Genomic DNA, 26,323 nt, shown 5'->3' with positions numbered 1-26,323 from the left:
GAATTGGCGCAAATTGTTTTCTGAAAATAAGCTTGTATTTTAATAATTATATGATAGAATTAGTTCTTGTTAAAAGATTTAAATTTTTAGAAAACTTTGTATTTTCAAATTAAAGGAGTTTAGTTAACATGAATAGCAAGTCAAGTTTTTTCCGTGAGAATATCGCGGTAGGTTTTATGTTATTTGCATTATTCCTAGGTGCAGGTAACATCATATTCCCACCACAATTAGGCCAAATGGCGGGGGAAAATATTGTAATATCCATGATCGGATTTTTAATAACAGGAGTCGGGCTGCCTCTATTAGGTATTATTGCCGTAGCAAAAAATGGCGGAGATTTAGAAATATTGGCCGGCCGAATTAATCCGTATTTCGGTATAATTTTCACTTCAATTATTTACTTGTCGATCGGACCATTCTTTGCAATTCCGCGTACTGGCGCTGTATCATATTCAATCGGTGTGGAACCGTTTTTAACAGAAGCAATGAAAGGTAGCTGGATTCCATTATTCGTTACAACACTTATCTTCTTTGGAATCACATTCTACTTAGCATATAATCCGACAAAAATCGTTGACCGTGTCGGAAAAATTTTAACACCTGCTCTTTTAATCGTTATTTGTTTACTTGCGATTAAAGCCGTTATTACTCCGTTAGGTGAACCTGGTGAAGCGCAGGGACCATATATTAATAACGCATTTGGAGAATCGTTCATACAAGGTTACTTAACGATGGACGTACTCGCATCACTAGTATTCGGGATTGTTATCGTTCAATCATTAGTTGGCCGTGGCATAACGGATAGAGCAAAACAGGTTAAAATTACAATTTTCGCAGGGATTGTCGCTGCAATTGGTTTAGCATTTGTTTATGTATCGTTAGGTTACATTGGGGTAACAAGTACATCGGCAATCGGCTTCCATGAAGATGGCGGTACAATTATCTCCTTGGCAGCACAACAATTATTTGGACAAGCCGGTAAGATTATTTTATCTGCCGTTATCATTTTAGCTTGTTTAACAACATCTGTAGGTCTTTTATCTGCAAATGCAACATTTTTCAATAAGATCTTCCCGAAAATATCTTACCAAGTGTACTTAGTGATTTTTGCACTATTCAGCTTCGGGGTATCAAACTTCGGATTAGCTGATTTAATTAAATTGTCGTTACCTGTGTTAGTTGCAATTTATCCGTTCGCAATTGTGTTAATGGTTTTTGCACTATTCGGAAATTTATTCAACCACGCACCGAGCGTATATGGTATGGCTTTAATTTTCACAGGTATTGTTGCAATTTATGATGGTATCAAAACTGCCGGCTTTGAAATTGAAGCATACGATAATTTTTTGTCAATCTTCCCGTTTTATGAGCAAGGCATTGCATGGGTTGTCCCTGCATTAGTCGGCGGTGTTATCGGCTACATTATGTATTTAGCTAAACGAAAATAAGTTTAACTATCTTTTAGGGGGTAAGTTATAAGTGTAAAAACTTGTAGCTTATCCTCTTTTATTGACTAATAATAGCTTAAAATATTTTTTATCCTTCCCATAAATCCGGGAAGTTTTCATGATAAAATATGGTAATATCCGTATCATGGTATTACGCATTACATTATAGAAAAATAAAATTGATGAGGTGGACTCATGCTAAAAAAACATTTATCAGCAATGCTGTTTTTCATCATGTGCCTGGCTGTACCTTTAACAGTACTAGGTGCTCCTTTAGATGAGGCAAAACAGATTGTTAAGCAAAACTATGTAGGGAATGTTAGCGGCGACATCAATCGTGCCACAAGCCTTGAGCAACTGGCAGAAATGCTCGATCCCTATTCTGCTTATTTTACGCCGGAAGAATTCGATGAGTTTATTAATGGTGTGGACCTTACGACTGTAGGTATCGGTGTCGTCATTGAGAAAGTAGAAAGCGGTATTCAAATTTCCGAACTGATTGATGGTGGCAGTGCAAAAAATGCAGGTTTAAAAGTTGGCGATATCATCACAGAGATCGATGGGAAACCTGTTGCTGATCTAACTATCGACCAGGCTTCTTCCCGTATAAAGGGAGCGGCAAATACAACAGTCTCAATTACGGTTACACGTGAAGACGGCACTGTTTTAACGAAAAAATTAACACGTAAATCTTTCTCTCTTCCTAATGTGGAAACAAAGCTTTTGTACGGAAATACGGGCTATATTTCATTGAATTCATTTTCAAATGATACGGCAAGCCTTGTATCAAAAGCAATTCGCGATTTGAAAAATAAAGGGGCAAAATCATTTATTTTCGATTTGCAAAATAACGGAGGGGGCTATGTTACAGCAGCAGAACAGCTTATCGGAATGTTTCCGAACGCCACCTATGCTTACAAGCTGAAGGAAGCTTCGGGGACATCTATTGTACGTTCGATGAAGCAATCAACAACATTCCCTGAAAATACGAAAATGCTAGTAAATAGATATAGTGCAAGTTCATCGGAAATGACTGCAGCAGCACTTGCCGATCAAAAAGCAGTTACGCTTTACGGGGAAACAACTTATGGTAAAGGCTCTATGCAGGCATTTTATGAGCTTGAAGATGGCAGTTTCCTAAAATTAACAGTAGGTCATTTTTATGGTCCAAACGACACGAAAATAAATGAAGTCGGGGTTAAACCTCATATTAAAACAGTAAGTGAACCGCTCTATAAAGCACATTACGACATAATCGCTTCAAACTTGAAAAACTATAAAGAACTTGCTGTATTAAAGAAAGTTCCATTAAACAAAACTTTCACAATCAAGTTTTCCGCTAAACTGGCGAAAGAGCTAGATACTTCTTCCGTTGAATTAGTGGAGCTAGGCGCAGATACTGTAAAAACAACGTACAAATTATCGGGTCAACAGCTCGTTGTGACACCAGAAAAAGAGTTAACGGCCGGCAAAGAGTATGCACTGATCGTTCATCCTAAAGTTAAAAACGAAAAAGGCAAAAATTTAAAATCCGGTATTTATTTGCACGTAACAACAAAACAGTAAACGAAAATGAGACGATTTGCACAAAGGCAATCGTCTCATTTCAATTTTATGAATGTACTAAACTTAGCTCCGTTGCAAAATAAATCATGCAAATCTCTTTTGCCAGCTGTTCCGGATTCGATTTATTTGTAAGCAGGTTAGTCAATGTCAGTCGTTCCACCGAACCAACAAGACTTTCTGCCAGAATAGTAGCATCGACCTGCTTTACAACGTCGGAATCTTTTAGTTGTGTGTTAAGGATATGTATCAATTTAGAAACGAGCATTTCCTTCACGGCCGTTGATTGCTCTGCTTCGTAAAAACCGATTTTCGTCAAGTTAGGGTTTTCGATAAAATAATTGAAAATATGTGTCAGACTTCCCTGAATAAGATCGATTCCAAATTTCCCGTCATTTATGCCATTTGCAGAACTAGAAAAAATATCAGTTAATTCATTGTGAAACTTCTCATTTAAATCGTTAAATAAAGTTTCCTTGCTTTGGAAATATAAATAAAACGTCGGCTGCGTCAAATTTGCCGATTTCACAATATCACTGATTTTTGTTTGATGATAACCATATGTAGAAAATAACTCAATTGCTTTTTCCAATAATAATTTTTTACTTTTTTCACCGCATGAATTTACACGTCGTCCTCTTGCCATACTTCTCCACCCTTATCTCTATTTTAGATGTTTAGTAAATTATATATTAAATTCCAATTATTCCACTTATGATTATATAGTAAAGTTTTTTTAAAATAAAGTTTTCTGTCATATAACTAACATTTCTCATTAATATCAGCAACCAATTGACATAACTTAGCAAAATGCGGTTTATCCTTATATCAGGACAAATTGCGGATAGTAAAATATAAAATTTTAAGCGAAAAGGGATTTTATAATTTTAATCTCTTCTTTAATAAGCAGGTACTAAAAAGGCGTATCCTATTAAATTTTAGGATACGCGCTTCATCATATTATTTTTTTCGTGAAATCTTACCTTTTACTTTGCTTGTAATTTGCTGCAGCTCATCCATTTTGAAAGCAAACAGCAATACAACATAGCTGATCGATGCGACAATAAATGTAGCAATTACATGAAGCCATTTCTGATCTATTACAATCCATTGAGCAATCGCCCAGTTAATTGCAACAAAAATTAATCCGATTATAACTAACTTAAATAGCTGACCAACATTTTTGTCCAAAAGTTTCAACTGATACTTACTTTGAAGCACAATGACAAGCAACAGGAAGTTTATGATGGCACTGATCAGCGTTCCTAAAGCAACCGCATTTGCACCCATTTCATCGATGGTCGCCAAAACGACCGCAATATTTACACCGAATACCGTTAAAATACTGAAAATCATCGGTAAAACGGAGTTGCCCTTCGCATAGTAGAAACGCGTAATGTATGTGTTCGCAGCAAGGAAGAACATCGTCGTACTGAATACTTGCAGCAATGGTGCTGTAATCGCTGTAGATGCTGCATTAAATTCTTTATATTCAAATATGATGCGGACAACACCTTCTGCCTGGAAGTAGAAGAACACCGAAACAGGCAATACGAGTATATATAATAAACGCATCCCGCGAACATAAAGTTGTTTGACCGATTCTGTGTCCCCTTCTCCCTCTTTTTTACTGAGTAACGGGAAAATAACCGTCGTTACAGCAGTCATTAAAATTGCCTGCGGAAACTGGGACATTTTTGTCGCATAGTTCATCGCTGACGGAACACCGGCTTCCAGCATATTCGTAAAGAATCGCTGAATTAAAATGTAAAGCTGTGCAGTCGCACCGCCAAGCATAATCGGCAACGCTACTTTCCAAAGCATTTTCTGATCTTCAGCCTGTTTAAAGTCGGGCTTGAAGGACATTTCTTTCACATTCCGAACTCCGAATACAAGGAACAGGAACATACAGATTGCACCGACCAATGCCCCGATCCCCATTCCGATCGGACCCATCGTAATGGATAAGATTACGGATACAAGTAAAAATGAACCGTTATAAATAAGCACCGAAAATGCTGATAAATGATAGCGGCCCTGAACATTTAAAATACCGCTCATCCATGTCGATAAAACGAGCATAATCGTCGATGGCATCATCCAGTAGTAAAGCGAGCGCAGTATTTCATATTCCGCCTGATTATCAACTTGGAAAAATTGCATTAAGATCGGATCAGCCAACACCATAAATAAAATGACAATGAGCGTAATCGAAACAACAATCGTTGTAAACGTTCGCTGTATATATTCCGTAATGCTCGATGACGTCTTATGGTAAATGGATATAAACGCCGTCGTAAACGCTCCGCCAATAACTAAATATAAAAAGTTTGGAATTGTATAAGCATTAACAATACTGTCTGAATATAAAGTTGTACCAAATTCAATCCCGATATATGTTTCACGGGCAAAGCCGACCAGACGCGCTAAAATATTAATAACCGCGACGGCCCCTATTATTTTTAAAATTCCTTTCAACGCTTATCACATTCCTTTAGTTACAATTACTTTATTTCGCATGTGTTGTGTAGAGCCCTTTTAAACGCGCAATAATATTTTTTGCATCATGTGTATGAAGCAGCTCGGCTACACGCGCTTCATTCACTGCAATCCCTTTTTTCACTGCATTTTCAAGAGCCAGCTGAAGTAAAATTTCGTCTTTGGGAGGAACTAATACCCCTGCTCCATCCGCCAGCATATAATGCAGTCCCCCGACATCCGATGCAATGACCGGTACGCCGCAGCTCATTGCCTCTAAAGCTACTAATCCCAGTCCTTCAATATAAGAAGGCAGTACGAAAACATCTGCCGCCTGGAAATAACGCGCCAACTCCTGCTGCGGCATCGGTTCGATAAAGTGAATTGCTGTATTGTCCTTAGCCAGCTCTTTTACTTTACTAGTAAAATTACTATCTTTTGTCGATCCGACACAATAAAGAGCGGCTTGTTCCGGAAGGGATTCCGTTACTTTATTGAATGCCCTCACAAGTTCTGTAACGCCTTTTTCCCGTATGATGTTACCTACGAATAAAAAGTTTGTCTTATCGGGATCCATCCCTAACTCTTTGGCACATTGTTTTTTATCGTCCGCTTCTTTGAAAACCGTACGATCAATTCCCATGCTCATCACCGAAATTTTATCGTTTTCAACATGGAAAGTTGTTTCAATCGTTGCAGCAAGCTCTTCCCCTACTGCAATGACATGATCTGCAGACTGTAAAATCTTCTCCGTAAACTCACGGATTTGCCCGCCTTTTTTGGCCATTTTGTTAATATCGCCACCATGTGCTGTCACGATATACGGTATATTGTGACGCTTTTTTAAATAGTAGCTGAACATCCCGCTCGGAAAAACGTAATGGCTATGTGTTAGCGAAATATTACGCTTGTTTGCACGGAAAACTCGCATAAACTGCTGTGCCCATTTTAAATATTTTAAAATAACATTTTTCTTCCCTGTTGCGGGATTGGTATTTACTGCTAGCACTGTTTCGATTCCTTCTCGTTCCAGTTGCTCAACCTGATTTTTCACGAAAATGCCGTAAGCTAAATGTTCCTTTGAAGGGTACATATTGCTAATGACGAATACTTTTTTCATTACTTTTTCGCACCTTCTTTTAAAAGCTGCTCCCCTAATGCTGATTTTTCTTTAAATGATGCATTTGTACGAGCCGCTAAGTTTTGTGCACCGTTCCAATCTACTGCCATATCGTTAAAAAGCATCGCAAACTTCTCGTCTGATTCATGAAGTGAATCAATCGGTAATGAATAGTTTCCTAGCCCTGCCATTTGTAAAAAGTCATTAACCTTCACATGATATGACACACCGATAATCGGCGTTTTCGCATCTGTTGCCAATATTAATGAATGAAGTCTTGTACCGATCAGCACATCAAATGTGGACGTAATTTGTAAAATACGCTGCGGCGGCAAGTTTTCATCAATAATTTTTGTGTTTTCCGGATGCTTCATTTTAGCTTGGATATCCTTTGTCACATCAGCATCTTGCGGATATTTAGTCGCAAAAAAAGTTACATCGACATTATGCTCTTCAATTAGACGGTCCAGGTTTTTCGCCATACCATCAATATAGTTTTCGTATTTTGTCACATCGCCTGTTGGCCAGTATGAAGCATTATAGTAGGGAACTGCTGTAACCCCAACCGATTTTGGTTTTTCACTATAATCTGAACGTTCTACTTCTAAACTAAATGCAGGGTCTCCAATAACAGGAACATCACGTTTTACACCAATTGTTTTAAGCAGCTGTTTTGATTGCGGGTCACGCACTGAAATATTTTGTGCATGCTTGGCCATATAGCGGATAAACCATTTCCCTAAACCTGTGTTAAGCGGACCGGCACCACAGCCATAGACAACATACGGTACATTGTTATTTTTCGCCATCATCGCGTACGAACCATATAACGGTGCTTCGCGTTTATAATGGTCCATTAAAATACCGCCGCCGCCGATTACGACGAAATCAAGGTTTTTCACGACGTTGGAATTCTCTTTGTACGTCTTCATAAACGTTTTCACAGCATTACCGTTTTTGTAGTATAAAGGGTAACTTTGCACAGTATAACGTTCAGCAGTTTGTTTAGGATTATTACTAAAAACCGTAATATTTTTTGTATCTATTTGAAATACCTTCTGCAGCTGGCGAATAATACTTAATAAAATCGCCTCGTCTCCATTATTATCATTTCCGTAATTTCCTACAATACCAATTTTCATTTATTTAATCATCCTTTGAATCAAGCGTATCGATGCGCTTGGCTTATTTCATTTTTCATTTGAAAAAAACATCTATAGTAGATGTGTTTTGCGTTATGATTCGTATTTTCAGTATATCATAATGTCTGTTTGAAACGATATTTCCAATGGCAAGAACACACTATTTCCCAACAAGAAAAATAATATTAAATTTGTAGTTTTTCGTTAATGAGACGGTTTATATATAAGATTAGTTTCATTTTTACTTTTTGACGAGGAATTTATGCAATAAATGACTTTTTCCGTCCATTTGCAAGCTTTGAAATTTTCGGATACATTGCTGTCATAGAGATTTCGTCTCAATGCCCGAGTAGAGGTGATTTATTGTATAGGACTGAAAAACTTGTCTATTTGGAAGCCCTTATTTCTAGATTAAAAGTTGATGATGAAGAGTTTTCCTCTTATCAACAGGCTTACTATCGCTCCCAAGCTGGACTTGCAGGTGAATTAAAAATGCAGAGAACATTAGCGGATTACCATTTTCCTGGCCCCTATAAAATTTTCTATAACTTTGAGTGTATAAATGAAAAGGGTTTTTCTCATCAGATTGACGCCCTTATAATTACGACAAGATTTCTTCTCGTTGTCGAGGTCAAACAAATTTCAGGTACATTATTTTATAAACCCGCATTTCATGAATTCGCCCGTCAAACTGAGGAAGGGGTTATAGAAAACTTCAAAAATCCATTTGATCAAGCTTATCGGCACCAGTTATATATATCGTATTTATTATCAAAATGGGGGATCTCATTGCCTGTTTTGTATATTGTGATCAATGCTAATATAAGGACAAAATTGGATTCGTCCTTAAACGGTTACCCAATTATTCATTTAAGCGGCTTGCCAAATTTTTTAGAAAAATTATATGAAACCAATGGTGAATCAACAGTTAATTTAATGGATTTGGAAAGAAAATTAGTCTCTATCTCGCGCCGGCTTCCCTATAGCAAGAACGTGGAAAGAGATCGTTTACGAAATGGCGTCCTTTGCCAGAATTGTGACTTTCACCATGTCATGTATTATCATCACGGATTGTGGATTTGCCCACACTGCGGCGTGAAAAGTAAAGAAGCTATCTTTTTAGCGTTACATCAATATCGTCTATTAATCGGAGACCGCATTACTAATCGTGAATTGAGGAAATTTGTTGGGATCGACTGTAAAGCAGTTACTTCAAAACTGCTGAAGCGCTTAAAATTCGAGCAATTTGGCAAAGGACGTGGTGTATATCACTTAATTCCTGAAGATATTTTAGAAAGAAAAAATGAATAGGTTATTTTCTTATGTGATTTCTACTTTAAGGAGGTGATGAGTTACCTAAAAAGTATATTTTTCTCATTTTTCGGGGTAGAGTTCAACTTTTTTGGAGCGGAGTTCTGATGCACTCTATTTTCTCTGAGAAATTGGCGAATACTCACAACGTGTTCTACATTTCGAGTGAAACTTTCTACTTTACTGGTAAATCGTTCTACTTTTTTGGTGCGAAGTTCTACTTTATTACGTAACTATTCTACTTTCGTGCCAAATTATTCTACTTTCAGCGACAACTCGGCTATTACTCGCAACCCATTCTACTTTTCGAGTAAAACTTTCTACTTTACTGGTAAATCGTTCTACTTTTTTGGTGCGAAGTTCTACTTAATTACGTAAGTATTCTACTTTGGCGCCACATTATTCTACTTTCGTGCCACAATATTCTACTTTCCGCGACAACTCGGCTATTACTCGCAACCCGTTCTACTTTTCGAGTGAAACTTTCTACTTTACTCGTAAAACATTCTACTTTCCTGATGCTAGGTTCTACATTCTTGTCTAAGCATTCTACTTCCGCGCAAAAACAGCGCAACAATTACTTACATCTCCCCATCAAAACTCATTCCACGCACTAAAACTCTCCGTACCAACCTCACTTCACTTCACGCTCTCCTCCCTCTCTTCCCCAAAGCCTTCTTTTTCCCCATAAAAAAACCTTTGTAAAAGTTGCGATTCCTCGCTGCAACTTTACAAAGGTTCTCTCTTATTTATTTTGTGTAATTGTGCGGTATAAGAATAAGCTAAAGTGCACGCGTGATACTTCTTGACTTGGTTTGTACGTATTATCTTCATAACCTGTCGTAATTTCATTTGCTGCCAGCGTATGAATGTAATCGTATGCCCAGTGTTTTGTACTTACATCTTTAAATTTCGAAGTAGTAGTGCCTGTTAACTTATAGGCCTCAACGAGAATTTTTGCCATTTGAGCACGAGTTAATGGTTTGCCCGGTTCGTACTTGCCATCACCAGTACCACTCATGATGCCTGCTTGTACAATTGCCGCAACCGCACCATAATATGTGCTCTTTGTTGATAGATCGCTAAATCCAGGATTTGGCACATCTTTAGTCGATAAGCCTAATGCACGAGTCAGCAATACCGCCGCCTGCCCACGGTTTAATGCTATATCTGGTTTGAATGTACCATCCGGATAACCGTTAATTAAGTTATTATCAACTAAATATTTTATTTCAGTTTTATAAACATTGTTTACGGAAATATCTTTAAATAATGGTTGTTCAACAGCCTTTATAACAATTTCATTAGAAACAGATTTTGTTCCTAATGTCGCCGTTACACGGGCAGTTCCTTCTTTACCATTTGATTTGAAAAGACCTGAGCTGGATACTGTACCCATGTTTCCATCTACAGTCCATTTAATTTGCGAATCGTTATAAATAAGTGTTTCATTATTTGCGCCTGTTACATTTGCTTTTAATTGAAGCGATGCATTTGGTTGAATTGGACCCGAAACACCTGAAATAGAAAGTCCAGCCGGTGCATCCACTACATTGAAGCTAATTGTTTGTGTTGCGCCTTTATTTGAAACCGTAATACGTTCAGAGCCAGGTGCTACAGCTGTATAGCTTAAGCCGTTAACTGTTACTGTATTGTTTTGTGGTGTTACTACAAAGTCACCTGCATTTACTGCCAATGGGTTGTAATACTCATCCAGCACATAATTCGGTGTAAGTTTCACTGTTGCACCGACTAACAGCGTACCTACTTTATCACGATTTACTTGAATATATTTAGGTGCATTTGTTGTTGGTGCTGTACTGATTGCCTCAATAATCGCAGAAACGCGACGTTGCGTACCTCCAGATGGTGTATTGGCTAAAACGACTGTATTGCTGCCGTATTTACGTATACCCATTGTTGTTGAACCGCCGCCATCTAAATTAATCGCACGGTCAAAGCCAAGGCTTACTAGATAATCCGCAAATTGTGGTAATGTCATACCAGCACTTGAGTTAATACGTCCGTCCACTGTAATTAAGTGTACTTTCTTCTTATCTTTGCTGATTGCAATCGCTGTACGTGGTGCCACTTCTCTAGCACGTGAACTTGATTCATTGATTGTCAGATTTTTTTTGCCGTCCAATACGAGTAATGGACCACTTGCCATCATAAACTGTGCATCCATCCAACGATCATCGATACCAAAGTTTACTGAAATTTCTTCCCCGACTTTAATCCCACGGTATTTATCGCCCCATGCTGAGCCGTTAAAAGAAAGCACGAAACCGTTACGCGGAATTTTCGTTTTTGTTTCATCATCATAGCCGCGGATGGCAGTTACTTTACCTGTTAATGTTTGTCCGAATTTCGTTGCACCGATTGTATTGCCAGTTTCAACGATAAATTCCATACCTTTTCCGTTGTTCGGCGTCATAGAACTATGGTTTTGCGGTGTATAAACAATCGCTTCATCTGTTCCACGCTTTACATTAAGACCATTTACTTCATTCGTTTGACCGTTATATGTAACGTTAATCTTACTATTGTAGTAAGCGATCTCTCCAAATCCGTCCTTTGTAATACCGAATGCAATCGGCTGGCTGACATAGTTCGAACTTGAATCAGAAATAACGCTTGGTGTCACGATCGTATTATATTGAGAAATTAAATATAAAGGATAGCCGTCCCCCATATTATAAAAGTTAGAGTTGATCGCCCCAACTACCCGGTTTCCTTCCTTTGTATGACTGTTCGCATGCTGCGTCGTTGTCATTAAGGTATTAACCGGAGATGGTAAACCTAACCCAATTTTTGTGAAAGAGTCTGTTAAATCTACTTCTAAATGGTTAACTATACTTGTTTTAGAACCTTTATGTGTATAGTTTGAATATTTTACCCCTGTCGAAAGCGGGTATGAGTCATTTGTCGATTGTGCTGCACTTGTAAATTGCGGTGTACTGAAAATTAGTGCAAACACCATGAGCACTGCAATAAATAGAGATTTATTTGTTTTCATAAATTGTGCTTCCTTGTTAACTTGAAGCAAGTCACCTTCCTTTCTAATTGTCCTATCTATAACCTTAACAAATTTCCGCGTGCGAGACTATTAATCTTTTGTTACATTTTACAAAATACCGTTTTATTCAACATAAAATTACATATTGTAAAAAAGTATAATATAAATACACTTTCTATTTAGTCCGTTGATTTCCATTACGGGCGGACGCTTTCCGCGGCTCGAGCCTGTAGTCTCTCCCTCGCGCTTTTCCCGCAGGAGTCTGATTCGCTTGAATAAGTACCCTCCAGTAAACTTTTAATCAATAAAAAAAGAACTATCTCCCTAAGAAGATAGTCCCTTGATTATTCTGCTTTTTGTTTTTCGTAATCGCTAAGCTTGAGCATTGGATACATTGTGCGCATACTCGCAAATATTCCAAAGATAATAAAGTAGAATAGTACATATACTTTCAATTCCCAAATATTATAGAAGAAACCTGCTACACCTGTCGCAAACCATAGTCCAAATAAATATTGTCCGAAGACTGTTTTGCGTTCTTTCCAGTACATCCATACCATCGCAAGAAGGAATCCGGCAAACAATAGAACACCGACTGCTCCTGTCTCCGCAATAACCTGGATATATTGGTTATCGGAATAGAAGTTTTTGCCTCCGTAAATATCAGAACGGATACCGTACTCCTCATAAATTGGTGAGTCATATGATAAAGTCGCCGATCCACCGAATGTACCAAAGCCGGCACCTGTAATCGGATAATCTTTCAGCACTTCAAATCCTTTTTTAATATAGAACATACGACCACTTTCCTGCATTAGCTCCAAAGTGTCGTCCGAGAATGTTTCCGTGAAGCGGTTGCTGATTCCACCTGAAATTTCCTCAGGTGCTACCGCGCTTTCCACGCCTAAGTTCTGTAGAAACGATACTCCCCAGTTTACCGGGAAATAAATAAGCGCAATTGCTACAACAAATGAAATGGCAATTCTCTTCAATAACTGCCAATTACGTGATAGCAGTATAAAGAATAAGACGAATACGAAAGCGGAAATCCATGTACCGCGGGAAAGTGTCAATAACAGCATTCCAAAGAAAGCGACCTGGGCTATACGGAACGTCCATTTAAATTCATTGTTTTTATATGCCCACCGCAGGAAAAATACTGCGCCAATGGCAAAGAACATAACTAATGCCAACGAGTTTGGATTGTTCAGCATACCGTAGACGCGCACGAAGTTTGTTGAAGAAAGTATTTTTTCCGTCCATACTTCCGGCATTAATAACTGGCGCATCGACAGTTTTTCGACAATCCCCTGAATGAAAATAACGGCACCCGAGAATACCGTAACCCATGCTATTTTCACAAGGAAGTTTTTCGGCAATTCACTGCGGCTTAAAATGTAATACAGTAAATACATGACGCCGAATGTACGTAATTGGAAGACAATCGCACCAAGTGATACACCGTTTTTATAACCGATGATGGCACCGAAGATTAAAAAGGCGAAGAAGAAGTATTCAAATGGTTTGAAATGAAACCAAGTTTTAAATTTCTTCGTATTTAGTAAAAATAAACGCAGCAATACGACGATCGTAATTAAATCGCCGATGAGTTTAAGACCAGGGTTCAGTTCAATAAAGAATGTACGGAAAATAACGTACGGTACTAAAATTACTAAACTTTGAAATGGCTTAAAAAATGCGAAAAGTACAAAGAAAATCGCTGTACTGATTTGCGCTATCGAAGGCGGAAGCAGTATGGCCGCCACAAGTACAAGAATTGCCCCAAAAATTTCGAGCCACTCTTTTTTATTCATTTTGACAGAAATGTCATTCATAGATGTCCCAAACCCTTTCCTATATGTAGTTCTCTATTTTTAGATGAGTTTTGCTCATGTGGATTAAGACGAACTTAAGTATAATATGGTTACAATTATAATTCAATGAGAGTATAAAACACACCCTAAATTACTAGAATAATTGTCAGATCAATGGTTTTTCAGTCCAAAAAACAGGAACCATATTTGGGCACTAAAAAAAGAGACAAAATTTTTGCCTCTCTTTACATCTGCATCTCCACAATATGTTTAACCGTTTTAAAAGCTTTATTCATTTCAAAATTCCTCCCTAACTTCCCACATCTAAATAAGTACATAATTTACCATTAAATAGACTAGAGCGTTTTAAAACTTTCCGCAACGAATTCCACCTAGCCATTCATAATTGCTCCTCAAACCCATAAAATATATACATCACTATTTTGGAGGTCGTAGTATTGCAAAATAACCGTAAGAAAAACACTGAACCGCCAATCGATAACAACCCATTAATTCAAGCCGCTTCACTTGAGGTGCTGGCCGGTTTATTAGCTACGTTAGCGGAAGGGATTTCAACATTTGCATCCGCTCTTGCACTGCAGGAAGCACAGCAGCAGGCCAGTAATATCAGCCAAAATAATGTGGATCTCCAGGAAGTTCATGAACAACTACATTACTTAACGAAAGAAGTAAAAAAAATATCAAAAGCATTAAACCTGTAATTATTTTCCGATAAAAATATATCCCAATGCTTTGTCATGCATTCTATTCACGCATCTCTGCCCCGTAATTTCAGAAACCTCTATTTTATGAGCTTTAATCTGGCTCACCTTTTTTATATCTTCAACTCTTCTATTATAGAGCTCTTTTCTCCCTATTATTAAACTCATTTTCAAAGGACTTTTTGATTACATTTATATTACAAACATCTAAAGTAATAGGATTCATCTATGATTCTCGCTCATATATTGGTAAAATATCATCATATAGGAAAGGAGCGTGAATCTGTGTTAAAGAAAATAGTAGGACTAGCATTCGCATTTATCGTTGCTCTGTCTTTCACAACACAATCAACCTCTCATGCAAATGATATAAAAGACCATCAGATGGTTAATGAATTAACGTATTGGTCTAATCTTAATGTCATTCGACCAGACAGCAAAGGAAATTTCTATCCAAACCGTGCCGTAACGCGTGGAGAATTTGCTTCTTACATTACACGCGCACTGGAATTACCAGATTCGTCTACATACACTTTTAAGGATTTAAAAGCTGGTAATGAACTGACACGCGAAATCCAGGCAGCTGCAGGCTCGAACATTTTAAGCGGCTATCCTGATGGCACATTCCGTCCGAACGAAAAAATTACGCGTCAGCATATGGCAGCACTTTTGGAAAAAGCTTTACGTTATTCAAACGTGCCGTTGGAAGGACAACCACTAACGTTTAAGGATAACAACAAAATTAGTGATCAGTTCAAACCGGCTGTAGCTACTAACGTTTACTACAATATTATCCGTGGATCACATACGAAAAATGGCGTATTTTTTGAACCTCAAGGGAATGCGACAATCGCACATGCCGCAGCATTTTTATTCCGGATGCAAACGACAATCGAAACATTTGCTGTAAAAGAAGGCGAAGAACCGACGGAAACACCTGCTCCGAACCCTAATATCTATTATGTGGGTAAAATTTCAAATGGAGTAATTACGAAAAATGCTACTGTTTACTTTAACTATGAACAAGCTGAAGCAGCGTTAAAAAGCTCTGGTTCAAACCTGATTATTAAAGGCGACAAAATTATTAAAATGTCTTCAGGTATCGCTTCAGCAGCAGCTACAACAGTAACGGTATATTCAGATAAAAAATTCACAAAATCGTTATCATACGCTACAAAAGGCTCCCAATTCAAATATATTGGAAGCAGTGATGAGTACGCAATCGTTCAATTAGCAGATACAAAAGGCTATGCAAAAATTGATGAAGTTACATTAACACCTACAAGTTTAATAAAAGGACAAGATTTCTATTTTGTTGATGGTGGTTACTTAACACATCGTACGTACAACCATTCTACACAAAAATATAATTGGGATTATGTAGTAAGTGAAGCACCTGTCTTTATGAAACCAGGTTCACAATACTATAGCCAAGATGGTGTGAATTACTACTCTGACGTTCTATTAACGAAAAAGGTAGGAACACATTATCCTTACTTCCAATTCCAGTCAATCCGTCAGCCATCTAACTATACAGCTGAGGAACTGGACAATATGATTATGACATTATTAGCGGAGCGCCAGGCAATTAAAACTTCTCCTCAATATGCAAAAGCAACGATTGAATCTCGTTTAATCGGTATGGGGAAATTTTTAAAACAGGTGGAATCACAATATCATGTCAATGCCCTATTCATTCTGGCTGCAGCGATGCACGAAGGTGATTACGGTGTTAGTACGAATGCTTTAACGAAAAACAATATTTTCGGTATTAAAGTATTCGATTCAGATCCGACATTAGGTGAAGTTTATAAATCCCGTGACGATAGTGTTCTAGCCTTTATTAACCGTTACGTCAACTTAAACTATGCGCCTCAATCAGGTAGCTATGCAAAAGGTGCAGCCCCTGGTAATAAAACAGCCGGCATGAACGTGCACTATGCATCAGATCCATTCTGGGGCAGTAAAATCGCCGGTCATATGTACCGCATGGACAACCGCTTCGGCAAAAAAGATTACAAGCAAGCGAAGTTGGCCTTCGTATCATATGAAAACGGTCTATTAGTAAATGTCCGGAACGAACCATCAACTTCATCGCCAATTCACTTCACTTATAAAGCGAAGTATGTAGGTGAAACAGGTGTGTTCGGCTATCCTGTAGCAATCGTTGAAGAAACGAAAGGTACGGATGGCTATGTTTGGTATAAAATTATGTCAGACAGCAATCCTCCTGCAAAATACGGTTGGGTCCGCTCTGATTTAGTTCAGTTAATTCCCGGAAATTAATTTCTGATCCAGTACTTCTACGGAAGTGCTGGATTTTTTTGTGTTTATGGTCTGAGGTTTCGCGAGCGGAGGTTTTTATTAGAAGAGTTGGGATCGATATTAGAAGATTGAGATCGGATATTTGAACTTCTGATTATGATATTAGAACATCCGGATGACATATTAGAAGAAACGTCTATTATATTAGAACTTCGCACCTTTATTAGAACATTTTTCAGGTTATTAGAACTTCTGAGGAACATATTAGAAAATCTGAAACAAAAAATGAGCAGCTCCTTATAAAGGAAGCTGCTCACTCAATCATTTCGTATAATATTGCACAATGCCGTTATAAATAGACTGGGCAAATATTTCGACATACTCGTCAGAAATAAGCTTTTCTCTATCCGCAGTATTTGTAATGAAACCAAGCTCCACTAAAACAGCAGGCATTACGTTTCCTTTAATAACAACATAGTCTGCGCGCTTTACACCACGGTTGTACATTTTCGCATTTTTAACGATTTCATTGTTAATGGCTGTTGCCAACGCTAAATCTTCTTTTTCATTTGCATTGGAAGTAACACTGTAGAACGTTTCCGTACCATTTGCCGATTCCTTTGCTGCTGCATTTGCATGAAGGCTGATAAAAATTTCACCGTTCTCATTTTTAGCGTATCGAACACGATCCTCTAAGCTAGGATATGTATCACCAGAACGCGTCATTTTTACTGTTGCACCATCTTTTTCAAGCTTTTGCTTTACTAGATTCGCAACTTTTAGAACGACTTCTTTTTCACGTGCATTTTTACTAACAGCACCCGGGTCTTTACCGCCATGACCAGGATCAAGAACAATAATACGATCTTTTACAGCCGATCCTTTTTGATTAAGCAGTTGTAAATACGTTTTATTAATATAACCGTTAGTACCGTTATATGTGATTTTAGCCCAGCTGCCGGCTAATGAATGGACTTCCACTAGTGTTCCTCGCTTAATTTGACCAAGTGAACGCGCAGTACCTGAAGCCGACTCACGAATGTGCAGGGCATCAACTGTCGCTTTACCAACCGTATTCGTCAATAGCTGTTGCGGCGGGGTAACCGGTTGTTCGTTTTCACCGCCATTTGCAGGAGGCGTCGGCACATTATTTTCCTCTTCCACTACCGGTTTTTCCGGCTCTACTGTCGGAGGGGTAACTGGTTCTGTCTGCAATGAATCCACGGTTTGAGAAACACGAACATACGCAGGGATACCATTTACTAACGTTACATACCAATTGCCGATCGTATTATATACAGCAATTTTCTCTTTTGCTGCAATCGTGCTTACACTATTTGAAGCAATATCACGCTTTTCATATGTCTGGATATTTCCCGATGCATAAACGTGTTTTTGTATTTTATTAAGTTGCTTACCGGATTCATCTATAAAATCTACATAATCCTTGTAAACATAGGCATAGCGTCCTTCATGGGAGACCTTCAGCCAACCGTCCTTCTGGATTTCATAAACGGCGAACGATGCTCCTGTATTTACTTTCGCTAAAATATTTGATGCGTTTGAAGAAGATGCCGACGTACGGACATTTAAATCATTAACATTCGCTTTAGCAGAAGCAATTGCTGTTGAAACATCCGGTACGTTCACACCTTGAACAGGTAATGGCAAACGATATTTTTCAGAAGAGGCACGAGCGATAAATGAAGCAAACTGCGCACGTGTTACCGAATTTTTCGGATTATATTTCTCAGCTTCCACCGTAATACCATTAAAGTAAATTGCCGCGATGTATGGATAATAGCCATATGTCGGTTTAATATCTTTAAAAGGAATTTCCAGCTTTTCTGTTTGAGCTGTATTTAATTTAAAGGCAATGGCCAGCACTTTACTCATTTCTTCTCGAGTCAAAGGCGTGTTCGGTCCAAATTTCCCTTTAGATTGCTCAGAGAAAAATCCTAACTCCACGGCACTTTCTACATAACCCGACAGCTCTGTCCCCAATGTCACATCAGAAAAAGAAGACTTCGTAACAGTTAAAGGCTTGTTATTCGTTGCAACAACGACCATTTTAGCAGCTTGTCCTCGGGTTACATGAGTATTCGGTTTATAAAGAGTTTGACCATTTTCCGTATACCCTTTTATGACACCAGCATTTACTAAATAGTTTATTTCATTATACGCCCCGTTTGAAGAAGGGACATCGGCGAAGCTAGTATTAGCATATGCCGTATTCAATTGGAACATTGCCATGAAGATGATTGTCACCGTCACGACAAGATTGCGCAAAGACAATGTTAAAATCCTCCCCTCTATTAGATAGTTCCCATTTTACCAAATTATTCATAAAATTAATATGTAACAAACTAGAAATTTAATATTTTTCTAGGCTTATTTATGAGAAAATGATTTTCAATTTTTAAGATTGTCTAATAAAGTTAATGCGTTCTACTTTTGAACCGTAATTGTTCTACATTAGCGCCAATAGTTTCCAATTTATATCTCAAGCGTTCTACTTTGGCCTGAAAAGTTTCTACTTTCATTTATAGAACTTCTAATAAAGTAGCTCTTTCTACTTTAGGCATGACTTGTTCTACATTTCGAACTGAAACTTCCACATTCACTAGTAATCTTTCTACTATTGACGTAGAAGATTCTACTTTCTCTCAACCCCTACCCACAAATAAACACAGACAAATTTGTCTGTGTTTCACTACTATTAATAAGTACTTCCCTGCAAGGTGGATATCTATTGAGATATGTAGAAGTTACTATGTTACTAATTTATTCATTAAGTATTGGTATTGCCAATCTTATTATTGTAAACGGTTAATGAAAGCTGTTAAATGCTTTAACATAACGTTATCGTTTGTACCGAATGTGCCGTCACCTTTACCTACTGTGATACCGTTCGATGCTAGGATCGAGATGTCGTTATGTGCCCAGTGAGATGCTGGTACATCTGTGAAGTTTAAAGTATCTTGTTTCATTTTTAAGTCAAATGCTTTTACTAACACTTTTGCCATTTGTGCACGTGTTAATGGTGAAGCTGGATTGAATTTACCTTCGTCACCAGTGAAAACACCTAATTTATATAGTGCAGTTGCTGCACCTGCATATTTTGATGATGATTTAATATCTGTAAATGGTGAGTTTGTATCAGATGTATCTAAGCCTAATGTTTCTGCTAATTGAATTGCTACTTCACCGCGTGATGCATAAATCGTGAAATCGATTGCTGAATCTTTTACTTCTTCTTTTTCAACTGAAGAAACTGCTGCAACTACTTTTTTGCTTTCGCCAAAGCTCGCTACGCGTTTTGCTCCGTTGTATCGCTTTGCCCAGTAAGAAGAACTTAAACTCGCTTCAGTAACGCCTGTGCTTGTACCAGCGTGAACGAATTTATTACCGCCTAATGAGATACCAACATGTGAAGCCGTTTTACCAGTTGTATTGAAGAATACTAAATCTCCTGGTTGTAAATCTGATTTTGAAACAGAGCTACCTTGTTTATATTGAGCAGCAGCTGTACGGCTTAAGTCAAAACCTAATTGCTTGAATACTAATTGAGTAAATCCAGAGCAATCTAACCCGCGTGCTGTTGTTCCTCCATAAACGTATGGTACACCGATATATTTAGAAGCTGTTGCTGTTAATTCTGAAACTGATGCTGCTTGTGCTGTATTATTTGAACCCATCCCTACACCTGAAAAAATCATGAAAATTGCAAAGATCGGTAATAAGATTTTCTTTTTCACTTTAAAATGGAACTCCCTTCAAAATAGGCCTCGTGATGAATATTCGAGGTATAACATAACGTAAAACTTGTTTGTTCATGTTTATTTAACCTAATAACAGGGTAACATATATATTTGTGATATTACTTTTCACTTGTGTAACAGTTTCTAGTATTTCGATATAAAAACAAAAAACACCAAATCTCTATATTTACGCGGAGATTTGGTGTTTTTTGTAGAATTTTTATATTATTGAAATAAAACTTGTAACATTACTGTAATGTAAGGCACTAGTATTTACCAGTTTATTTACTAGAAAAGTGTTGAACTACATAATATTTTCCATTTTTCGACTTCTCAATACCGATGCCCATATGTGTATATACAGCTTTTAAAATATTATCGCGATGTTTCGGTGAAGCCATCCAAGCTTTAACCGTAGTTTCCGGTGACTCGAAGTTTCGGGCTAAATTTTCTCCATAGCTTGTATATTCATAATCAAATAACGTCGCCAAGTCCCAAGGGTTGCCATAAAACGGTGAATTATGTTCGAAGTAATTGCGTTTCAGCATATCCTTCACTTTAATGATGGCGATTTGTGTTAACTTCTTGTCTTGTTGAAGTGGTGAAAGGCCTTTAGCAGCCCGTTCCTTGTTTACAAGCTCCAATATTTTTTTCTCCCACTGTATATGATGATTTACTGTATCAATATAATCCTTTTGTAAAAAATCGTATACTATATCTAAATTTTTAACTTTATCCTTGAACTCCATTCCGCGCATTGTAAGTGCAGCTACATGCGCACGGGTAACAAATTCATTCGGTTCAAAGGTTTTCGCTGTCTTCCCTTTTACAATTTCAACATCCGCCAGTGATTCAATATAGTCTTTTGCCCAATAGTTTTTTGGCAAATCCTTAAAGGATGTCTTATTTTTCTGATCCACTTCAACCGCATAGGCAAGGGCGATCATTTTTGAAATATGTGCACGCTTTAAAGGGGCTTCAGGATGAAACTCACTCGCGTTTTGAATTATCCCCAATTCTGCCAGTTTACAAATCTCTTTATAATAACGGTGATCTGTAGGAACATCCGTAAAATTCGGTACAAAATCAGTCGTTAATGGTATGCCCATCGTTCTTGCGATAATACTAGCGGCTTCAGCACGAGTCGTCGTACTGTTTGGTTTGAATGTACCATCTGTATAGCCTTCCATATATCCTTTTTCAACTAGCTCATATATTACGGGTGCCGCCCAATACGTACTTTTCACATCGGTGAAAGTTGGAGACGTTTTTGCATATGCCTCTGAAGATGGTGCATGTAATAAACACGCAATGATGGACCCCATAATTAAAACTCGTTTCATCAAACCCCCCCTATCAGTCCATTTCTATTATTATACAATGGAATCATTACTTTTCTTTGAACATAAATCTTGGCAACTAACTTAAAAGCCACGAAATAGAATTTTCATACCAAATTCGATAGAAATCATTCGCATCTTCTATAAATACACGGTTTTCTTTAATCTAAGTTTACACTAAAAAATACCCCAAAAGGCAGATTTTCCATTCTACCTTTTGGGGTACAGTAATTAAATTATCGTATTTCCAATAAAATTACAACCCTAATTCAAAAATAGCGGCCTGCAGTTTATTGTAATTTTTCACTAAAGATTTTTGTTCGATTGTCAGGCGATCATAAGCTGTTTTCGCAGATTTCGCTCTTGAAGCATATGTTCTTAAAGTTGAATCAAGATCTTCTATTTGCTTCACGACACGCTCTGCTGCCTTTAAATCCTTTTCGGCTTGCTGAAGAACAGAGTAGTTCAGTACTTGGCGCTTGGAACCGGAAGGAAGTGCTTTATATGCTGCTACTGCATTAGTTACATCTGTTTCAAAACTGCTAGATGTAGCATTTAATGAAGCAATAATCGACGTCACCTTTTGGACTTCCGTCATATCGAGTACACCCTGCTGCAACTTGTAATAGTTTGTGACCTTCAGTTTTTCCGCTTCTGACAACTTATCATATGCCAGCTTTGCTGCTTCCATATTCCCCTGATAGTACTTGTCGCTTGGTTTTAAACTATCAATCAATGTATAAACATGAATTACACTCGATAAATTCGAATATTGATCCATATTTGTCACGTACTCTTTTTGTTTGTCATCCAATTTTTTCAAAGCATTATTGACAGTATTAAATTGACGGCTCAAATCATTTTTGGGATTGCTTAAGCCATCAATTGCTTTAATCGCAGCTTCAATCGGCTTAATATACTTTTCTTGCTCTTTTAGTTCAGATTCGAGTGTCACACCTTTTTTGTTAGCCGAGCTTAATGATTTATAGGCTTCGCGCGCCTCTTTAATTTTAGCGATAAATTCATTTGCCGGTGCTGCATTTAATGCGCGAATCATCGCATCTACTTTTGCGCCGCCCTCCACATTCAGTTCGTGTTCCTGCAATGTCTTTAGGTTCGACACTTGTGCAGCTAATTCAGACGGCAGTGTATTATACAATGCTCTTGCTGCTGCTGTCTCTTCTACAAACGTTTTGCTCGATGGCTTAATTGAATTGATCGCATTTACTACATTATAAATTGTCGAAAGATCTCCTAATAACTTTTCACTGTTGATGAGCAGTGAGCGTTCTGACATCGTCAGTTTTTCATATGCTTTCTCAGCTGATTTATACTTTGAAATAAATGTACGTGCATTCGATGGATCCAACGCTAAAATATTATTATCCAGCTTCAATACCGGTTTTACACCGCGCTCGCGGGTTGTTAAATCTTTATAGTTCGTTACTAATCGCTGTTCAGCTTTATCAAGGCTGTCATAACTGTTTCGTGCATCTACCAGTTTTTGAATATATCCATCTGCAGTAGGTATTGCTATTTCAATTAATGCCATTACCTGCTTCGCATTTGAAACACCTTGTTCTGCAGTAGCAAGCTTCGTAATATTATGCACGAGTTGTTGCTCTTGAGCAGAGAGTGCTGCATATTCAGCACGTATTGCCGCAACATCCGCCTCATATGTTTTGGAACCGACACGCAGTTTTTCTATCCGGTTGATTAAATCCGCAACTTTTAAAATTTTGCTCAGCTTAGAGCTATAATTATATACATCCTGTTTTTGCTTATCGGTTAACCGTTCATATGCTTTTTGAGCAGCAGCTACTTTTGAAGAATAATTACGGTCTGTGTGAACAGGCAGCTTTTCAATAAGATTGATTACTTTCAATGATGCTTTGTAGTCCCGTTCAAGGCCTGTTAAAACTTTGGCATTGCTGACATTGCGTTTCGTTGCGGAATCAAGATTCTTGTATGCAGCAGAGACTTCTGCTAAATCAGTGATGAACGCTTCACCTGATTTTGTTTGCAGTGCATCAATTCTTTGCTCGATAGAAAATGCAGTACTGACAACTTGATTGAAACCATCCAGCTTTTCACCGTATTCAGTTTGTAATTTCGATTTAATAACATCTAAATCTGTTTTAGGATTTTCTGGTGCTGTGTATCCTTTTAAGAATTCTATAAACTTATTCTGTGCAGTTGATAATTTCTCTTTAAAATCTTTTGCAGTCGTACGTATTGCATCAATTTCTATCATTAACTTTGCAATAGGTAAAAAATCATCCAGTTTGGCTTTATTATAGACATTCGTTTTCATTGGCTCTGTCAGTTTGTTGAAAGACGTTTCGGCAGTAGTCGTTTTACGTGTAAAATCCTTTGCATTTACGTCAATTTTATCGATAGCCTGAATCGCATTTAATGCTGTTTTATTGGCCTTTTCAATTTCTGTTAACGTTTTTATATTTTTTACTAAACGCTTGGCATTTGAAGATAATGAATTATATTTTTCACGAGCTGCACTAATTTGCTGTAAATCAATCGTTTCAGCATTTTGGAATGTTAAAATATCAGCTTCCAGTTGAGCAGCAACAGATTGCTCCTGTTTTTGCAATTGCAAATAGGTCGTTAAAAATTGATAAAGCTTTTCAATATTTCCTGCATCGCTTGAAGGGATAGCATTTTTGTAAGAACCCCACTTGTTCAATTCATCTTCCGCTTCTTCTAAATCCTTTGCATAGGTAGTGCTTGATACATTCAAATTAATTACTTTATCTGCAATATTCACAATTGGAATAAATGCCTCGAGAATCTCTCTTTTAGTAACTAAAGCTTTTTGCTGCTCATTTTCTTTAATTTTTGCATAAGAAGATTCTGCAGTTCGAACCTTTGTTATAAATGATGTCGTAGTTGAACGCTTTTTCGAATCTGTCTGTTTTTCATCATTCATATTCACAAATACATCTGTTTTAATCGCTTCGATTTGTTTATTGATTGTTGCTGCTGTTGCAGTAGACTTTTCCCATGATGAAAGTAAATCTGTTAATTCTTTTAATACATATTTACGATCTTTACTCGGTAATGCATTATAAGCTGCTCTTGCATCTGCAACGATTGTGCTTTTCTCTTCAAATGCAGCCTGATTAATTTTCGAGATTTCTAGTTCGACTTTTTTGGCATTTTCAATAGCCTGTTGCATTTCAAACAATTTATCAAAGTTTACAACCAAGCGTGTATTAAGCGGATCAAGTGCATCATAAAGTTCACCTACTTTTATTGCTTGTTCACGGAACTCTTCTGTGTACACTGATAATTTTGAAATTCTAATAATCTCATTTACGACAATTAAGACACTTTCATAAGGCTGTAAATCATCCGCATTAGATACTAATTTCTTCTGTAATTCTGTTAATTGTTCATATTCAGTTACAAGTGTATTAACTTTGGAATTAAACGTTGATGCGGTAGGTGGATTTTCTACTAAATTTTTAATTTTATCTTCTACCGATTGTGCTTTTTTGATATCCGATTCTGCATTTTTGATGAATTGTTCAAGACCAATATTATTTTCCACTAATTGAATTTTCAATAGGTTTTTCAAGGCAAGGTCCGTTATATTATTAAATTCATTCCGCGCTTTAACAACAAGATCTATGTAGCTTTCCTTACTTAACATGCCTTCGCTTGTTAATGACGTGATCGGGCTAATATTTTCTTCTATAAATTGTTCGATAGCTTCCGTTTGTGTCTCCAATGATTCAAGAAATTTAATAGAAGTTTCAGTAACGTATTTATTGATGAAGTTTTTTTCATCGTTTTCATCACTTTTACCGTAATACAGTAATGTCTCTAAAAATGTACCTGCATCACCTGTTATAGAATTACTTAGCTCACTATTGGCATTGTCTAAATCCTCATTTAATTTTTCAAGTGCCTCCTCCGCTACTTTTCTATCTTCAACTAAATTATTATTGACAGTTGTAAGTTTGGAAATTAAAATTTTTACTTCTTCGGCATCCTGCTTTAACTGAATGTACTTTTCTAAATATGTCAGTTTCGCATCAATTAGCGGCATGATATCCGCATAGGATTCATTATCTTTGAATTTATTATAGATTGTTCTATCTTGAGTAATTACTGCTATCGATGATTCTTCATTGGCTGTTTTAAAACCTTTCAAAAATTCCTCTGCAGTAAGCTCGGCATTAACGGGAGTCGGTATTTCGTTCGCTGCTGCCTCACCAGCCTGAGCAACGATTGCGGGAGTAATTAAAAGCCCCGCCATCAAACCAACCTTCAAGTTTTTCTTCATCGTTTTATCCCTTCCTTCATGGGTAGTACTTCAT

At 37.4% G+C, this 26,323-nt stretch carries 15 protein-coding genes; 5 read left to right on the top strand and 10 right to left on the bottom strand.

Annotation, left to right across the window (positions count from 1 at the left end):
- Positions 1 to 128: 128 nt before the first annotated feature.
- A complete protein-coding gene (brnQ, locus tag MKY27_RS03230; protein WP_339197681.1) occupies positions 129 to 1,448 on the top strand; it encodes a branched-chain amino acid transport system II carrier protein in 1,320 nt (439 codons plus the stop codon).
- 195 nt (positions 1,449 to 1,643) lie between these two features.
- Complete coding sequence (locus tag MKY27_RS03225; protein ID WP_339197678.1) at positions 1,644 to 3,014, top strand: S41 family peptidase; 1,371 nt, start codon at positions 1,644 to 1,646, stop codon at positions 3,012 to 3,014.
- A 46-nt stretch (positions 3,015 to 3,060) separates the two neighbouring features.
- Here the strand turns inward: MKY27_RS03225 and MKY27_RS03220 are convergent, their stop codons facing one another.
- From MKY27_RS03220 to MKY27_RS03205, 4 genes are all read right to left on the bottom strand, one after another.
- On the bottom strand, positions 3,061 to 3,657 hold the full coding sequence (locus tag MKY27_RS03220) for a TetR/AcrR family transcriptional regulator (protein WP_339197676.1): 597 nt from the start codon (positions 3,655 to 3,657) through the stop codon (positions 3,061 to 3,063).
- Positions 3,658 to 3,971: 314 nt separating this feature from the next.
- The gene (gene murJ, locus MKY27_RS03215; protein WP_339197674.1) at positions 3,972 to 5,489 is read right to left on the bottom strand and encodes a murein biosynthesis integral membrane protein MurJ; all 1,518 of its coding nucleotides are present in this window, start codon (positions 5,487 to 5,489) and stop codon (positions 3,972 to 3,974) included.
- Between the two features lie 31 nt (positions 5,490 to 5,520).
- Positions 5,521 to 6,609: a glycosyltransferase gene (locus tag MKY27_RS03210; RefSeq protein ID WP_339197672.1), complete on the bottom strand. Its 1,089-nt coding sequence runs from the start codon at positions 6,607 to 6,609 to the stop codon at positions 5,521 to 5,523.
- Positions 6,609 to 7,751, bottom strand: a complete 1,143-nt coding sequence (locus MKY27_RS03205; protein WP_339197669.1) for a polysaccharide pyruvyl transferase family protein — start codon at positions 7,749 to 7,751, stop codon at positions 6,609 to 6,611. The genes MKY27_RS03210 and MKY27_RS03205 overlap by 1 nt, the downstream gene beginning before the upstream one ends.
- Before the next feature lie 363 nt (positions 7,752 to 8,114).
- On the opposite strand from MKY27_RS03205, the gene MKY27_RS03200 reads away from it, so the two are divergent.
- Positions 8,115 to 9,062, top strand: a complete 948-nt coding sequence (locus tag MKY27_RS03200) for a nuclease-related domain-containing protein (RefSeq protein ID WP_339197667.1) — start codon at positions 8,115 to 8,117, stop codon at positions 9,060 to 9,062.
- Positions 9,063 to 9,807: 745 nt separating this feature from the next.
- On the opposite strand, the gene MKY27_RS03195 is transcribed toward MKY27_RS03200, so the two are convergent.
- On the bottom strand, positions 9,808 to 12,081 hold the full coding sequence (locus tag MKY27_RS03195) for an S-layer homology domain-containing protein (RefSeq protein ID WP_339197665.1): 2,274 nt from the start codon (positions 12,079 to 12,081) through the stop codon (positions 9,808 to 9,810).
- A 344-nt stretch (positions 12,082 to 12,425) separates the two neighbouring features.
- A complete protein-coding gene (locus MKY27_RS03190) occupies positions 12,426 to 13,916 on the bottom strand; it encodes an O-antigen ligase family protein (RefSeq protein ID WP_339197663.1) in 1,491 nt (496 codons plus the stop codon).
- 437 nt (positions 13,917 to 14,353) lie between these two features.
- On the opposite strand from MKY27_RS03190, the gene MKY27_RS03185 reads away from it, so the two are divergent.
- Complete coding sequence (locus tag MKY27_RS03185) at positions 14,354 to 14,617, top strand: multidrug ABC transporter ATPase (protein WP_339197661.1); 264 nt, start codon at positions 14,354 to 14,356, stop codon at positions 14,615 to 14,617.
- Positions 14,618 to 14,902: 285 nt separating this feature from the next.
- Complete coding sequence (locus MKY27_RS03180) at positions 14,903 to 16,903, top strand: S-layer homology domain-containing protein (protein WP_339197659.1); 2,001 nt, start codon at positions 14,903 to 14,905, stop codon at positions 16,901 to 16,903.
- Positions 16,904 to 17,203: 300 nt separating this feature from the next.
- Here the strand turns inward: MKY27_RS03180 and MKY27_RS03175 are convergent, their stop codons facing one another.
- The 4 genes from MKY27_RS03175 to MKY27_RS03160 all read right to left on the bottom strand — a co-directional run bounded on the left by MKY27_RS03175 (position 17,204) and on the right by MKY27_RS03160 (position 26,289).
- Positions 17,204 to 19,177 carry an N-acetylmuramoyl-L-alanine amidase gene (locus MKY27_RS03175; RefSeq protein ID WP_339197656.1) on the bottom strand — a complete coding sequence of 658 codons (1,974 nt, stop codon included), beginning with the start codon at positions 19,175 to 19,177 and terminating at the stop codon, positions 17,204 to 17,206.
- Positions 19,178 to 19,698: 521 nt separating this feature from the next.
- Complete coding sequence (locus tag MKY27_RS03170; RefSeq protein WP_339197653.1) at positions 19,699 to 20,640, bottom strand: C40 family peptidase; 942 nt, start codon at positions 20,638 to 20,640, stop codon at positions 19,699 to 19,701.
- Positions 20,641 to 20,924: 284 nt separating this feature from the next.
- The gene (locus tag MKY27_RS03165) at positions 20,925 to 21,986 is read right to left on the bottom strand and encodes an S-layer homology domain-containing protein (RefSeq protein ID WP_339197652.1); all 1,062 of its coding nucleotides are present in this window, start codon (positions 21,984 to 21,986) and stop codon (positions 20,925 to 20,927) included.
- Between the two features lie 253 nt (positions 21,987 to 22,239).
- On the bottom strand, positions 22,240 to 26,289 hold the full coding sequence (locus MKY27_RS03160; protein ID WP_339197651.1) for a hypothetical protein: 4,050 nt from the start codon (positions 26,287 to 26,289) through the stop codon (positions 22,240 to 22,242).
- Between the last annotated feature and the right edge of the window lie 34 nt (positions 26,290 to 26,323).

It is taken from the genome of Solibacillus sp. FSL R5-0449 (assembly GCF_037975215.1).
Taxonomy (GTDB): Bacteria; Bacillota; Bacilli; order Bacillales_A; family Planococcaceae; genus Solibacillus.
The sequence above is the reverse complement of the archived record's forward strand: the minus strand, read 5'-3'. Positions and strand labels throughout refer to the sequence as shown.